The sequence below is a fragment of the Brachybacterium halotolerans genome (genome assembly GCF_016623465.1).
GTDB lineage: Bacteria > Actinomycetota > Actinomycetes > Actinomycetales > Dermabacteraceae > Brachybacterium > Brachybacterium halotolerans.
In genome coordinates, this window is record NZ_JAEDAJ010000013.1 from 1 (window position 1) to 14,653 (window position 14,653).

The 14,653-nt window shown below is 72.1% G+C and carries 13 protein-coding genes; 5 read left to right on the forward strand and 8 right to left on the reverse strand.

Annotation, left to right across the window (positions count from 1 at the left end; translation table 11 throughout):
• Positions 1-37: 37 nt before the first annotated feature.
• From I8D64_RS15130 to sucC, 4 genes are all read right to left on the reverse strand, one after another.
• The gene (locus I8D64_RS15130) at positions 38-994 is read right to left on the reverse strand and encodes a C40 family peptidase (RefSeq protein ID WP_343068602.1); all 957 of its coding nucleotides are present in this window, start codon (positions 992-994) and stop codon (positions 38-40) included.
• A 193-nt stretch (positions 995-1,187) separates the two neighbouring features.
• A complete protein-coding gene (locus tag I8D64_RS15135; RefSeq protein ID WP_200503632.1) occupies positions 1,188-1,916 on the reverse strand; it encodes a metal-dependent transcriptional regulator in 729 nt (242 codons plus the stop codon).
• A 264-nt stretch (positions 1,917-2,180) separates the two neighbouring features.
• Complete coding sequence (gene sucD, locus I8D64_RS15140) at positions 2,181-3,071, reverse strand: succinate--CoA ligase subunit alpha (protein WP_200503633.1); 891 nt, start codon at positions 3,069-3,071, stop codon at positions 2,181-2,183.
• Positions 3,072-3,080: 9 nt separating this feature from the next.
• Entirely contained in the window at positions 3,081-4,247 is a 1,167-nt protein-coding gene (gene sucC / locus I8D64_RS15145; RefSeq protein WP_200503634.1) for an ADP-forming succinate--CoA ligase subunit beta, read from the reverse strand.
• A gap of 126 nt (positions 4,248-4,373) precedes the next feature.
• Here sucC and I8D64_RS15150 point away from each other — a divergent pair, with 126 nt between their 5' ends.
• From I8D64_RS15150 to I8D64_RS15160, 3 genes are all read left to right on the forward strand, one after another.
• Positions 4,374-4,721 (forward strand): hypothetical protein, encoded by a 348-nt coding sequence (locus I8D64_RS15150; protein WP_200503635.1) that lies wholly within the window; start codon positions 4,374-4,376, stop codon positions 4,719-4,721.
• Positions 4,722-4,811: 90 nt separating this feature from the next.
• Positions 4,812-5,435: a hypothetical protein gene (locus tag I8D64_RS15155; protein ID WP_200503636.1), complete on the forward strand. Its 624-nt coding sequence runs from the start codon at positions 4,812-4,814 to the stop codon at positions 5,433-5,435.
• Complete coding sequence (locus tag I8D64_RS15160; RefSeq protein WP_200503637.1) at positions 5,432-6,697, forward strand: beta-propeller fold lactonase family protein; 1,266 nt, start codon at positions 5,432-5,434, stop codon at positions 6,695-6,697. The genes I8D64_RS15155 and I8D64_RS15160 overlap by 4 nt, the downstream gene beginning before the upstream one ends.
• 18 nt (positions 6,698-6,715) lie before the next feature.
• Here the strand turns inward: I8D64_RS15160 and I8D64_RS15165 are convergent, their stop codons facing one another.
• Positions 6,716-9,424, reverse strand: coding sequence for a UvrD-helicase domain-containing protein (locus I8D64_RS15165; protein ID WP_200503638.1), 2,709 nt, complete (start codon positions 9,422-9,424; stop codon positions 6,716-6,718).
• A gap of 97 nt (positions 9,425-9,521) precedes the next feature.
• On the opposite strand from I8D64_RS15165, the gene I8D64_RS15170 reads away from it, so the two are divergent.
• Positions 9,522-10,709 (forward strand): lysylphosphatidylglycerol synthase domain-containing protein, encoded by a 1,188-nt coding sequence (locus I8D64_RS15170; protein ID WP_200503639.1) that lies wholly within the window; start codon positions 9,522-9,524, stop codon positions 10,707-10,709.
• Between the two features lie 84 nt (positions 10,710-10,793).
• Here I8D64_RS15170 and I8D64_RS15175 read toward each other — a convergent pair whose 3' ends face one another.
• A complete protein-coding gene (locus I8D64_RS15175; RefSeq protein ID WP_200503696.1) occupies positions 10,794-10,994 on the reverse strand; it encodes a BldC family transcriptional regulator in 201 nt (66 codons plus the stop codon).
• A gap of 530 nt (positions 10,995-11,524) precedes the next feature.
• On the opposite strand from I8D64_RS15175, the gene I8D64_RS15180 reads away from it, so the two are divergent.
• Positions 11,525-11,731: a DUF3073 domain-containing protein gene (locus I8D64_RS15180; RefSeq protein WP_152351705.1), complete on the forward strand. Its 207-nt coding sequence runs from the start codon at positions 11,525-11,527 to the stop codon at positions 11,729-11,731.
• Positions 11,732-11,844: 113 nt separating this feature from the next.
• On the opposite strand, the gene purM is transcribed toward I8D64_RS15180, so the two are convergent.
• Positions 11,845-12,984 carry a phosphoribosylformylglycinamidine cyclo-ligase gene (purM, locus tag I8D64_RS15185; RefSeq protein WP_200503640.1) on the reverse strand — a complete coding sequence of 380 codons (1,140 nt, stop codon included), beginning with the start codon at positions 12,982-12,984 and terminating at the stop codon, positions 11,845-11,847.
• Positions 12,981-14,582: an amidophosphoribosyltransferase gene (gene purF / locus I8D64_RS15190; protein ID WP_200503641.1), complete on the reverse strand. Its 1,602-nt coding sequence runs from the start codon at positions 14,580-14,582 to the stop codon at positions 12,981-12,983. The genes purM and purF overlap by 4 nt, the downstream gene beginning before the upstream one ends.
• Between the last annotated feature and the right edge of the window lie 71 nt (positions 14,583-14,653).

Genomic DNA, 14,653 nt, shown 5'->3' on the forward strand with positions numbered 1-14,653 from the left:
GGGGCCCGCCGCGCGACGCGGGGGATGTCAGGGATGATCAGTGGGTGTACGTGACGTACGTCCAGGAGCCCGAGTAGATGTGGCGCTCGGTCGTGCCGACGCGCTTGTTGCCAGCGTCGATCAGCATGTCGCCGCCCGCGTAGATGGCCACGTGGCCGGGCTTGCGCATGAGGTCACCGGGGCGCGCCTCGGACTTGGAGATCACGCGACCGCCGGCGGCCTGGGCCGAGTCGGTGCGGGGGAGGCTGATGCCGTTCTGCGCGTAGACCCACTGGGTGAAGCCCGAGCAGTCCCAGCCGCTGGTGCTGGTCCCGCCGAACACGTACGGGGTGCCGATGCCGCTGCGGGCGGTGGCGAGGATGCCGTTGCCCGAGGAGCTCGAGGCGGCGGGGGCGCTGGACTTCTTCTCCGAGGAGTCCGAGGTGGACTTCTCCGAGGTCGAGGACGAAGAGCTGCTCGCGGAGGAGCTGCCCGAGGTGCTCGAGTGCGAGGAGGTGCTCTCCTGCGACTGGTCGTCCTGCTGGCTCTGGGACTGCTGGTCCTCAGCCTGGTCGTCCTGGCTCTGGTCCTGGGCCCGGTCGTCCTGGGCGGCTGCGTCGGCGGCCGCCTGCTCGGCGGCCTCGCGCTCGGCGTCAGCCTTCTCCTGGGCACGCTTGGCCTTCGCGTCGGCCTCGGCCTTGGACTCGGTGTCGAACGCACTGTCGACCTTGGAGGCCGAGAGCACCGACGCGGTCTTCGCCGACTTCGCGGGCGACTTCACGGACTGCAGCTGGACCGCCTCGGCCTTCGGCGCGGGCAGAACGGCCGGGGCGGCGTTCCCCTGGGCCTGCGCGGCGCCATCGGCCTGGGTCGAGCCATCGGCCGTCGCGGCGGCGGACCCGCCGAACAGCATGGTGGCGGCGATCGCAGCGCCGGCGGCGGTGCGGCCGGCGCGGACGGCCGGCGTCACCGGGCGCATGGCTCGACGGTGCGTGTTCATCGCGGTCTTCGACACGTGAGGGCTCCCCTGGGCCTCCGCCGGAGCGGAGATTCGGCTTCGTCTTCAGTTGCCCGATCCGAAGCGCTGCGCGCCGAACTCGGTGGGCGTCGGCCGATCGTTCCGCGATCGACACGCCCTCGACCCTAAGGACTGCTGAACGCCCGCACCCAGCGTCCTGAGAAGGTCTGGGGAAGACCTTGCCGACTCTTTACTCGGCCGCCGCGGGGGTCACCACGAGCTGACCGGCGGTGTCCTCGTCGATGATGATCGGCTCGGCGCCATCGCCTTGCAGCCGGAAGCCGGACTGCGTCCGCTCCGCCCGGAACGTCTCGCCCGGGAGGATGCCGTGACCAGCGAGATCGCGCAGGAGGTCGACGTCGGTCTGGGCCGTCTCGCCGATCCTGCGCAGGCGCAGCTCGAGCGAACCGGAGCCCCCCAGCGCGCGGTCCAGGGTGCCGTGCCAGCTTGCCGAGTCTTGACCTTCGGGGGTGACGCCGGTCTCGTCGGAGGTGTCGATCCCGAGCTCAGCGAGACCCGGGATGGGATTGCCGTAGGGGTCGATGAAGGGCGCGGCGATCTGCTGGGCGATGCGCGTCTCGACCTCGCGGCTCATGACGTGCTCCCAGCGGCAGGCCTCCTCGTGGACCAGCTCGAAGGGCAGCCCGACCTGCTCGATGAGGTGGCGCTCCGCGAGACGGTGCTTGCGCATCACGTCGGTCGCGATGGCCTGGCCCTTGTCCGTGAGCATGATGCGGCGCTCGTCGTCGAGGTGCAGGAGGCCGTCGCGCTCCATGCGGGCGACGGTCTGCGAGACCGTCGGCCCCGAGTGCCCGAGCCGATCCGCGATCCGGGCGCGCATCGGGGGGATGCCCGCCTCATGAAGCTCGAACACCGTCTTGAGATACATCTCGGTGGTGTCGACAAGATCGCTGCTCATGGATGCTGCTCCGTTCCTGGTTCCTCCGACGGGCTCTACCGTACCTGTTCAGACCGACACTCCCCCAGCGATTGCGCTGTCGGCCGACGCGCACGCCGGCGTGCGTTCGCCGGCCGGGACCTTGGGTCCCGTCCTGACCCGTCCCGTCACGCCCCAGACGCACGGGCGGGGGGGGGCCCCCCGGGGGGGGGGGGCCCCCGGGGGGGGCCCCCCCCCGCCCCTCGGCCGCATGACCCGATCGGGCCCGAGCGACCGGAGCCGCTCTCAGGCCTGGGACGAGATGATCTCGCGCATGAGGTCGGCCGTCTCGGTCGGGGTCTTGCCGACCTTCACGCCCGCGGCCTCGAGGGCCTCCTTCTTCGCCTGCGCGGTGCCGGCGGAGCCGGAGACGATCGCGCCCGCGTGGCCCATGGTCTTGCCCTCGGGGGCGGTGAAGCCCGCGACGTAGCCGACCACCGGCTTGGACATGTTGTCCTTGATGTACGCGGCCGCGCGCTCCTCGGCGTCGCCGCCGATCTCGCCGATCATCACGACGCCCACGGTGTCGGGGTCGTTCTCGAACGCCTCGAGGGCGTCGATGTGGGTGGTGCCGATGACCGGGTCGCCGCCGATGCCGATGCACGTGGTGAAGCCGAGGTCGGCCAGCTCGTACATCATCTGGTAGGTCAGCGTGCCGGACTTCGAGACCAGGCCCAGCTTGCCGGGGCCGGTGATGTTCGCCGGTGTGATGCCCGCGTTGGACTTCCCGGGGCTGATCAGACCCGGGCAGTTCGGCCCGATGATCCGGGTGGTGCCCTTGTCCTTCGCGTAGTTGAAGAACTCGGCGGAGTCCTTCACCGGGATGCCCTCGGTGATGACCACGAGCAGCGGCATCGCGGCGTCGATGGCCTCGATCGCGGCGGACTTGGCGAACTTCGGCGGCACGAAGATTACGGAGACATTCGCGCCGGTGGCCTCCATGGCCTCCGCGACGGATCCGAAGACGGGGACCTCGTGGCCGCCCTCGAAGGACACGGTCTGACCGGCCTTGCGGGGGTTCACGCCGCCGACCACGTTCGTGCCGGAGTCGAGCATGCGCTGGGAGTGCTTCATGCCCTCCGAGCCCGTCATGCCCTGGACGATGACCTTGCTGTTCTCATCGAGGAAGATCGACATGACGGTCCCTCACTTTCCTGCGGCGAGCTCGGCGACCTTGGCCGCTCCGCCGTCCATGGTGTCGGCCTGGGTGACGAGCGGGTGCGCGAAGTCCGCGAGGATCTTCCGCCCCTCTTCGACGTTGTTGCCGTCGAGGCGGACCACGAGCGGCTTCGTCGCGGCGTCGCCCAGCTTCTGCAGGGCGCCGACGATGCCGTTGGCCACCGCGTCGCATGCGGTGATGCCGCCGAACACGTTGACGAAGACCGCGGAGACCTGCTCGTCGCCGAGGATGACGTCCAGACCGTTGGCCATGACCTCGGCGCTCGCGCCACCGCCGATGTCCAGGAAGTTCGCGGGCTTCACGCCGTTCGACTCGCCCGCGTAGGCGACGACGTCCAGCGTCGACATGACCAGGCCCGCACCGTTGCCGATGATGCCGACCTCGCCGTCGAGCTTGACGTAGTTGAGGTCCAGGGCCTTGGCCTTCGCCTCGAGCGGGTCCTCGGAGGCGGTGTCCACGAGGTCGCCGTGGTCGGGGTGGCGGAACTCGGCGTTGTCGTCGAGGGTGACCTTGCCGTCCAGGGCGACGATCTCGCCGGAGCCCGTCTGCACGAGCGGGTTCACCTCGACGAGGGTCGCGTCCTCGGCGCTGTAGACGTCCCAGAGCTTCTGCAGCACGGGGACGACCTTGGCGCCGGTCTCCGCGTCGAACCCCGCGGCCTGGACGATCTCCTTCGCCTTCGCCTCGTCGATCCCGGTGTTGGGGTCGACGGCCACCCGCGCGAGCGCGTCCGGGCGCTCGACGGCCAGCTGCTCGATCTCCATGCCGCCCTCGACCGAGCACATGGCCAGGTAGTTGCGGTTGGCGCGATCCAGCAGCAGGGAGAAGTAGTACTCGGAGGCGATGTCCGCGCCGCCCGCGATCATCACGCGGTGCACGGTGTGGCCCTTGATGTCCATGCCGAGGATCTCGGAGGCCTTCTGCTCCGCCTCCTCGGGGGACTTCGCGATCTTCACGCCGCCGGCCTTGCCGCGACCTCCAACCTTCACCTGGGCCTTGACGACCACGACCGGGGTGCCGATGGTCTCAGCGGCGGCCTTGGCGGCCTGTGGGTCCTCCGCGACGATTCCGGGGAGCACGGGGACGCCGTGCTTCTCGAAGAGATCGCGGGCCTGGTACTCGAACAGGTCCACGGATGTTCGTCCTTCCGTTGTCGTAGGCGGGCGGCGGGCCCTCGTCGGCCCTCGAACCGCCCCTCGAACGCCTCCACCATATCGCCGCGGACCCCCGTCCCAGCACCGCACGACTACGCTGTGACCGTGGCCCCACGATCCCGCAGTCTCACCGGCCGGATCCGCGACCAGATCGGCTTCAGCCTCGTCGCGGTCCTGGTGCTGTTCATGCTGCTGCGCGTGTTCGGCGTCCGCTCGAGCGTCGCGGGCCTCGTGCTCTCGATCGCGCTGACCCTCGCGCTGAACGTGGGCCTCTCCTACATCGGCGAGGCGCGTGCGCGCAGCGCCCGGCGCCGCGCGCAGGAGGGCTCCCGCGATCCCCGCCGGTACGACCCCCGCGACGATCTCGACGCCCCCGAGCGGCGCGGCGGGACCCGCGAGGGACGACGGCGGCAGGGCGGTGGCGACATCCGCTGGCGGGACGACGGCCGCTGACGGCCGACGGGGACGGCGAGCACGCAGGGTAACGATGACGCAGACCGAGCACGGGACGGGGCGGCCCGCAGGACGAGCGAGGGAGGATCCATGAGCAGCTGGAGGACCTACGCGAAGGCGGCGCGCAACACCGCCCGTCGGCAGGCGCCCGACCTCGCCCGCCAGGCCCGCGACTCCACCCGCCGCAGCACCGAGCGCGCGGGTGCCTACGCGCGCGCGGCGACGAAGGCGGCCGACGAGGGCACGCGCGAGTCCCGCGAGCACATGCGCGAGCGCGGCCGTCGCTACCGCCGGGACGCCGCCGTCTACACCGAGGCCACGCGGCGCCACCTCAAGCGCGCGCGGATCGGGCAGCGCCTGCTCTCGGCCCTGCGCGACGCGGTGATCATGGGCGCCTCGCTGGGCGTGATCTGGTTCGTGGTCACCCGCACCGGCGTGCAGATCCCCTTCACCGCCGTGCTCGCGATCGTGCTCGTGCTCATGGTGATCCGCTTCGGCTGGGCGCTGTGGGTCGGCTTCGGACTCGCGGACGACGAGGACGAGCTCGACGAGAACGAGGACGAGGTGGACGAGGACGGGCGGGCCGACGAGGAGTCGGACGCGGGCGGGCCGGCTCGGGCCGACGAGCGCAGCTTCGACGCGCGCCGCCCGGAGCACCCGGAGCGTCGGGACCGCGAGCCCCTGCGCGAGCACGAGCGCCCCCGGCGGCGATGAGCCCGCGGAACCGGCGATCGACGCGGCTCGCCGGCCTGCACGCGGAGACCGATCCCCGTCGGCCCGCCGTGCTCCCCCTGCTCACTGCGCTGCTGTGCCTCGCGCTGGTGATCGCGGTCGTCGGCCTCGTGGAGCACCGGCGGGGCGCGACCGGGGGCGACGGCGGTCTGCTGGGAGAGCCGTCGGGCACTCCGTCCGGTCCCGCCGAGGGCGTGCCGACCGCGACCGCTCGCGTCCTCGACGGGCCGTCCTCCGGGACCCGGATGAGCGACCGGAAGCGGATCACCGGGGACATCACCCCGAAGTCCGTGGTGGCCAGCGGCCACGGGCACGTGCTCGCGAACAACATGCTCTACAGCCACTCCGTCACGCTCTACGACGCGGCCGATCGCAGCCTCGCCGCGACCGTCCCGGACACCGTGGACATGTCCGCGCTCGGATTCCCCCAGTACCCGGGGACCAGCAGGGGCGCGCCGGTCGAGGCCGCCTGGACCGCCGACGGCCGCTATGCCTACGTCTCGCAGTACCAGATGACGGGCGAGGGACACGGCGCCTCGGGCAACGACGACTGCCGCAACGGGGACGCGACCGGACGGAGCGCGCTGCTGCGCCTGGACGTGGCGACCATGAGCTGGGACCAGGCGATCGAGGTGGGGCGGGTGCCGAAGTTCGTGGCACTCTCCCCCGACGGGTCCCTCGCCCTGGTCTCCAACTGGTGCGACCGCACCGTCTCCGTCGTCGACCTCGAGGCCGCCGAGGTCACCGCGGAGATCCCCGTGGACTCCGCACCGCGGGGCATCGTCGTGCTCCCGGACAACGAGACCGCCTACGTCACCGCGATGTACGCCGACGAGCTGTTCCGTCTGGACATCCCCACCGGCACGAGCGAGCTCGTGCGCGAGACCGGGCGCAAGCCCCGCCACCTGGTCCTCTCCCCCGACGCCACCCGCGTGTACCTCACGGAGGCGGGCTCGGACCGCCTGCTCGAGCTCGACACCGCGAGCGGCGAGGTGCTGCGCGAGACACCGACGGGACGCGAGCCGCGTTCGATGGACATCTCCCCGGACGGCACCGCGCTCTACGTCGTGAACTACTACGAGGACTCCGTCTCGAAGTTCGACGTCGACACCTTCACCGAGATCCAGCGCCAGAGCGTGGGCCGCAATCCGGTGGGCGTGGCCTACGAGCCGACGACCGCGAGCGTCTGGGTCGCGAACTATGCGGGCAGCATCGACGTGTTCGACGACTCCGGGCAGGCGTGAGCGCGGCCCGCTCCGCGCTCAGAGCTTCGTGAGCGGGGCGTAGCGCAGCAGCAGTCGCTTGGTGCCGTGGGGTGCCTTGAACTGGACCTCGACCTGGGTCTTCTCGTCCTGTCCGGTGACCTCGGTGACGGTGCCCATGCCGAAGGTGTCGTGGGTGACGCGATCCCCGACGACGAGCGAGGGCATGTCCGCCGCGGACCGCGCGCCGCGGCCCGACCCGAAGGACGGGCGCGTGACGTCCCGCCGGCCGCCCCCGGCGCCGCCGCTGAAGGACGGCCCGCGGGAGGAGCCGCTGCGGCCGCCCCCGTGGCCGCCGCCGTAGCCGCCTCCCCCGAAGCCTCCGCTCCCGTAACCGCCGGATCCCGCGTACCCCATGCCCGAGAGGGAGGAGCCCGCGCGCGCGACGTCGAGCACTGGCTCGGGGATCTCGTCGAGGAAGCGGCTGCCGGGGAAGAACTGCGGAGCGCCCCAGGTCGCGCGCATCTGGGCGCGCGTGAGGTAGAGCTTCTCGCGGGCCCGGGTGATGCCCACGTACGCCAGGCGCCGCTCCTCCTCGAGCTGGTCGGGGTCGGCGAGCGTGCGCTGGTGCGGGAAGGTGCCGTCCTCGAGACCGGTGAGGAAGACGACCGGGAACTCGAGGCCCTTGGCGGTGTGCAGCGTCATCAGGGTGACGAACTGGTCCTCCTGCCCGGGGATCTGGTCCGCATCGGCCACGAGGGAGACCTTCTCGAGGAACTGGTCCAGCAGCGGCGCCTCGGGGTCGTCGGTCGCGGGCAGGGCCGAGCCGCCGGAGCCGTCACCGGGCGAGGCGGAGGCGCTGCCGCCGTCGCCCGTCACGGCATCCCCGTCGTCCTCGTCGTCCTCGAACTCGCTCGCGGCGGCCGCGGCGGCCTCCGTCTGGGCCTCGAACTCGCCGGCCACGCCCACGAGCTCGGCGAGGTTCTCCAGACGCGACTCGTCCTGCGGGTCGTCGCTGTTCTGCAGCTCGGCGTAGTAGCCGGAGCGCTGGAGGACCTGTTCGACGAGCTCCGCCGGACCGGTACCGCTCGCGTAGAGCTCCCGCAGGTCGTCGAGCATCGAGACGAACGTGCGCACCGAGTTCAGGGAGCGGGTGGCGATGCCGGGGGCCTCCTCGGCCCGACGCAGGGCGTCGCCGAAGCTGATGCGGTCCTGCTCGGCGAGCAGGGCGATCGCGGCCTCGGCCCGGTCGCCGATGCCGCGCTTGGGGACGTTGAGGATGCGACGCAGGTTGATCTCGTCGTCGGGGTTGGCGAGCACCTGCAGATAGGCGATCGCGTCCTTGATCTCGCGCCGCTCGTAGAAGCGGGTGCCGCCGACCACCTTGTAGGGCAGCCCCACACGGATCAGCTGGTCCTCGAGGGCGCGGGACTGTGCGTTGGCGCGGTAGAAGATCGCGATGTCGCTCGCGCGGCGGCCCGCGTCCACGAGCGCATCGATCTGCCGGCCGATGTAGCGGGCCTCGGCCTGCTCGTCATCGGCGACGTAGAGGGTGATCTTCTCGCCCTCTCCCTGGTCGGTCCACAGGTTCTTCTTGCGCCGTCCCTGGTTCTCCTCGATCACCGCGTTCGCGGCGCTGAGCACGTTCTGGGTGGAGCGGTAGTTCTGCTCGAGCACGATCGTGCGGGCCGAGGGGAAATCCTGCTCGAACTCGACGATGTTGCGGATGGTCGCCCCGCGGAAGGCGTAGATCGACTGATCGGAGTCACCCACCACGGTGAGGTCGGCGCGCGGGTCGTCGCCCACGAGCTCGCGCACCAGGGAGTACTGCGCATGGTTGGTGTCCTGGTACTCGTCCACGAGCACGTGGCGGAAGCGCCGGCGGTACGTCTCGCGCACGGCGGGGTTCTCGCGCAGCACCTCGACGGTCAGCCCGATGAGGTCGTCGAAGTCCACCGCGTTCGCCTGGCGCAGGCGCTCGGTGTAGGCGGTGAACACCTGGGCGATGGATTTCTCGAACGGGTTCTTCGCGCTCTCCGCCTGATCGGCGTAGTCGATGGGGTCGACGAGCTCGTTCTTGAGCGAACTGATCTTCGAGGCGATCCCGCGGGGCGGATTCTTCTTCGTGTCCAGCCCGAAATCCTTGGCGATGTTCGTGATCAGCCGCAGCGAATCCGCCGAGTCGTAGATCGTGAAGGAGCTCTTGAGCCCGGCGGCCGCGTGCTCGCGGCGCAGGATCCTCACGCACGCGGAGTGGAAGGTCGAGACCCACATGCCGCGCCCCGCCGGGCCGACGAGCTCCTCGACCCTCTCCCGCATCTCGGCAGCGGCCTTGTTCGTGAAGGTGATCGCGAGGATCTCGCCGGGCAGCGCTTCTCCCGTGCGCAGCAGATGGGCGATCCGGCGCGTGAGCACGCGGGTCTTGCCCGAGCCGGCGCCCGCGACGATCAGCAGCGGGCTGCCACGGTGCTCGACGGCCTCGCGCTGGGGAGGGTTGAGGCCCTCGACGAGATCGGAGACATCGGGGAGCGGGCCGCGTGGGGCGGCCGACGGCGCTGCGGACCCGGCCGCAGCGGGGACCCAGGCCCCCTCGGGCTCGCCCTCGTCCTCGGGCGGAGGGGCGTCGTCCTCCGGGGGCGGGGGCAGCTCGTCGACCGACGGCGGGGCATCGGGCGCCTGGGGCGCGTCGGGCGCGTCGGGGTCCACCCGCACCCCGCTCAGGCGGCGGAAGGACTCGGGAAGGGACATGTCGTCGAACAGAGAGCTCATGGCCCGACCAGGATAGGCGGGCGCACCGACATCCCGCGCACCGTCGGACACCGCTGTGGACGACCTCGCGCCGCCGCCGCATGGGAGAATTCCGGGCATGGCGCCAGATGACCCCGCTGACCGCACCGGGGACCCGTCGACCCCGCCCTCCCGGCCCTCCGGCGCGTCCCCCGCGACGCCGCCCGCCGGGGCCGACGGCCTGCTCGCGAGCCTGCTGGGCCTCACCCGCGCAGACCGCCCCTCACCGGGCCGTCTGGTGCTCGCCGCGTGCTCGCTCGTGCTGCTGGTGGTGCTGCTCGTGTGGCTCCTGCCGCGCGCCCTCCGCCTCGACCCGCCACAGCTCCTCGATGCGCTCGCCGGGGTGCCGACGCCCGTGCTCCTCGCCGCCCTCCTGCTCGGCGTGCTGGCCGTGCTCCTCGAAGCCCTCGGGGCGCGCGCGGCGCTCCCCGGCGCTCCGGTCGGCGCGGTCGTGAGCGCACAGGCGGCGGCCTGGGCCACGGCGCTCGCGGTGCCCGGCGGATCCCTGCTGGGGATCGCGATCACGGGCGCGGTGCTGCGCCGGCGCGGCACGCCGATGCGCACCATCGTCACCGGCATCGCCGCGTTCTCCGCGGTGGACCTGCTGCTGGGCGGAGTCGCCATCCCCCTCGCGGCGCTCGCGTCCTACGCCGCGCTCGGCAGCCGCCACGACCTGCCGGGGACCCTCGGGGCGACGATCGTCGCCGCTGTGGGCGTCGTGCTCACCGTGGCCGTGCTCGTGCTCCTCGCGCATCGGCCGACGACCGTGCGGATCCTCGACGCCCTCGCCCCGACGATCCGCACCGTGCTCGCGCTCGTGGGGCGCGGCGGGGACACGCAGGGCGAAGCGCGGGAGGAGGACCGGGCGAGCACCGGCGAGGACCCTGCGGCGCTCGTGCTGGAGGCGCGGGACCGCGTCGCGCGGATCCTGCGGAGGCGCTGGGCGGGCATCCTCGTCCCGATGCTCGCGGCGCGCGCGGCGCAGGGCGCCGTGCTGTGGATCGCGGCCGACGCCCTCGCGAGCGGGACCGGGCCGCTCGCCCTGCTCGGGGTCTTCCTCATCGGCCGGGCGCTCTCGCTCGTGCCCGTCACGCCCGGCGGGGGCGGGGTCACCGAAACGGCCGTCGCCCTGCTGCTCACGTCGCTCGGCGCCGCGCCGGCCGCGGCCGGTGCGATCGCGCTCGTGCTCGGGGGTGCGACCTGGGCGGTCCCCCTCGTCCTCGGCGGTGCGCTCGGGATCCGGGAGCTGATGCGCCGACGCGCCTGAGCGCACAGCACGACGGCCCACGATCCATGCAAATCGCGGGCCGTCGTGCCTGGCACGCCACTGGTGGGGGCGTCGGCTCAGAGGTCAGCGGACCTCTTCACCCGTGCTCTCGGTCAGGAGCCTCTCGACCTCTTCACGCCGGTAGCGGCGGTGGCCGCCGAGCGTGCGCAGAGGCGAGAGCTTGCCCGACTGCGCCCAACGCGTCACCGTCTTCGGATCGACCCGGAAGAGCCGGGCGACCTCAGCGGGGGTGAGAAGTGCCGTGTAGGACGACGAGCTCTCCATCGAGTGCTGTTCAATCGTTGCAGCCATTGGGGGGGTCCCCTTTCTCTGGGTGTGTGGGGCCAAGGTTGCGCTTCCATCTTAGCGACTCGGACAGAGCCGACGACACGGACGAAAGTTCCAATACCGACTGGAAACTTTCGCGCTCCAGCACGGGACGGGGCCGCGACCGGCACCAAAGGACGAAATTCGGACATTCATCCGGCTTTCTCACGTGCCATCCGCTATGCGCCTCCCGCGCCCACGACAGCGCGCGCGGGAGCAGGCCGGCGGGACGATCGCGGCCCGCCGTGAGGATCCGGACACGTCCGCGCCCCGGAGGGCGGCGTCGACGGCGTCCGGCCGACCCCATCCCCCGCCCCACCAGCGCCCGGATCGGGGCCCGCCGCACGCTCGCGCGCCGGGTTCGGCGTTGCTCACACCTGCCTCGCCGGCTGGCTGGTGCACATGGTTCCGATGTAGTATCAGGTTCCGAAACATTGCCATCGTCCGGGCTCGCGCGCCCGCCAGCCGACGCACAGGGGGTCAGATCCATGGGTCGTGGCCGACAGAAAGCCAAGCAGACCAAGGTGGCACGGGACCTCAAGTACTACAGCCCGCCAACGGACCTCTCCGCCCTCCAGCGCGAGCTCCAGTCCCATCGTTCGGCCGACACCGAGTACGAGGCGCCCGAGAGCGACACCGACGACGCCGACTGGGCGGAGGACGGACCGGCCTCCACGGCCTCCCGCCGCCGCTGAGCCCCGCTCGGCAGATGCATACCCTGTGAAGAGGGCGACCCCGAAGGGGTCGCCCTCTTCACGTGCACGGGAGTTCGTCCGCTCGGGATCGGCCCTTCAGGCGGATCGACCGCTCAGGACCAGCCCTCGTGCATGCCGGTCAGCAGCACGCCTCCCCCGTCGACGCCCTTCGCGCCGGAGACGAGGACGTCCTGGCCCGTCGGCCGCGGAGCGTCGTCGCCCGCGACGACCTCTCCGATCACGCGGGACGGCAGACCCCGGGACCCGAGGAGGCCGACGGCCGCGTCGGCCTGCTCGGGCGCGACGGCCGCGACCATGCCGATGCCCATGTTCAGCGTGGCCTCGAGATCGTGCAGGGGCACTCCGCCCCAGGTGCTCACGCGCTCGAAGATCGCTGCGGGCCGCCAGGCTCCGCGGTCCACGACGGCGGTCGTGCCCTCGGGCAGCACGCGCGCGAGGTTCGCGGCGAGCCCGCCGCCGGTGACATGGCTGAGGGCGTGCACGCCCTCGCCGGCCGGGTCGTCGAGGAGGGCCAGCAGGTCCCCGGTGTAGATGCGCGTGGGCTCGAGCAGCTCCGCGCCCAGCGTGCGGCCGAGCTCGGGGATCTCGGCGTCGAGCCCCAGCCCTGCGGCCTCGATCACGGCGCGCACGAGCGAGTAGCCGTTGGAGTGCAGGCCCGAGGAGTCCATGCCGATGATCCGGTCGCCGGGTCGCACACGGTGCGCGCCGAGCATGGCGGACGCCTCGACGACGCCCACGGCGGCTCCGGCCACGTCGTAGTCCTCGGGGGCCATCAGGCCGGGGTGCTCGGCGGTCTCCCCGCCCACGAGCGCGCAGCCGGCCAGGCGGCAGCCCTCGGCGATGCCGCGGACGATGTCGGCGATCCGCTCGGGCACGACCTTCCCGCAGGCGATGTAGTCGGTCATGGCCAGCGGCCTCGCTCCGACCACCACGATGTCGTCGACGACCATGCCCACGAGGTCCTGGCCGATGGTGTCGTGCACGTCGAGGGCCCGGGCGATCGCGATCTTCGTGCCCACGCCGTCGGTGGACGAGGCGAGCAGAGGACGCTCGAAGTCCTTGAGGGCGCTGACGTCGACGAGGCCGGCGAAGGCGCCCACGCCTCCGAGCACCTCGGGGCCGTGGGTCGCGGAGACGGCGGCCTTCATGAGCTCGACGGCCTTGTCCCCCGCGGCGGTGTCGACGCCCGCCTCGGCGTAGGTGAGCGCAGGGGTTTCGGGAGTGGTCGTCATGCGGATGCGGTCTCCTGGGAGGTGGCGGCCGGGACGGGCCGTTCATCGGGGGCGGGGTCGGTGGCGGTGGAGGCGGTGACGGGCGTCGGGGCGGGAGCGGCCGACGAGCCCGCGCGCGTGCCGCGCTGCTCGCTGCGGCGCGCCTCGAGCACGCTCTTGCCGAGGGCCGAGGGGTCGGGCAGCGGCACCGGGTACTGGCCGCTGAAGCATGCGGTGCACAGGGCCGATCGGGGCTGCTCGGTCGCGGCGATCATGCCGTCCTCGGAGATGAAGCCGAGGGAGTCGGCGCCCAGCGAGCGGGCGATCTCGGGGACGGCGAGCCCGTTGGCGATGAGCTCGGCGCGGGTCGCGAAGTCGATGCCGTAGTAGCAGGGCCACTGCACGGGCGGCGAGGAGATGCGCACGTGCACCTCGGCCGCTCCGGCCTCCCGCAGCATCCGCACGACCTGGCGCTGGGTGTTGCCGCGCACGATCGAGTCGTCGATCACCACCAGGCGCTTGCCGGCGATGACCTCCTTCAGCGGATTGAGCTTGAGGCGGATGCCGAGCTGGCGGATGGTCTGGCTGGGCTCGATGAAGGTGCGGCCGACGTACGAGTTCTTCACCATCCCCTGCCCGTAGGGGATGCCGGACTCCTGGGCGTAGCCGATCGCGGCCGGTGTGCCCGATTCGGGCGTGGGGATCACGAGGTCGGCCTCGACGGGGTGCTCGCGGGCGAGCTGGCGCCCCATCTCCACGCGCGAGGCGTTGACGCTGCGGCCCGCGATCTCGGTGTCGGGGCGCGCGAGGTAGACGTACTCGAAGACGCAGCCCTTGGGGTGGGGCTCGAGCACCTGCTCGCTGCGCAGGCCCTGGGCGTCGATGGTGATCATCTCGCCGGGGGCGATCTCGCGCACGAAGCTCGCCCCGCAGATGTCGAGGGCGGCGGTCTCGGAGGCGACGACCCAGCCGCGCTCGAGGCGGCCCAGCACCAGCGGGCGGATGCCCTGCGGGTCGCGCGCCGCGTACAGCGTGGTCTCGTCCATGAGGGTGAAGCAGTAGGCGCCGCGCAGGTGCGGCATCAGGTCCCGCAGCGCCTCGCCGAGCGGGGCGCCGGTGTCCAGGAGGGCCGTGACCAGGGCCGTGTCGGTGGTGTTGCCCCGCGAGATCTCGCCCTTGCCGGGACCGGAGTCCCCATGGCGATCGCGCAGGAGCTCGACGAGCTCACCGGTGTTCACGAGGTTGCCGTTGTGGGCGAGGGCGACGGTGCCGTCGGGCCGCGGGCCGAGGGTGGGCTGGGCGTTGGACCAGATCGAGCCGCCGGTCGTCGAGTAGCGGGCATGGCCGATGGCGATGTGCCCGGTCAGGGAGCTCAGCGCGGACTCGTCGAAGACCTGGGAGACCAGGCCCATGTCCTTGTAGACGAGGATCTGCTCCCCGTCGCTCGCGGCGATGCCCGCGGACTCCTGCCCGCGGTGCTGCAGGGCGTAGAGACCGTAGTAGGTCAGTTTGGCGACCTCCTCACCGGGGGCGAAGACGCCGAAGACGCCGCAGGAGTCCTGGGGCCCCTTCTCACCGGGGAGCAGATCGTGCGAGAGCATTCCGTCGCCGCGTGCCACGGGCCCATCATCGCATATGCGATGAGGCCGACCGCCGGCCGTCCGGGGGCGCGCAGCGGGCCGCTCCCCCG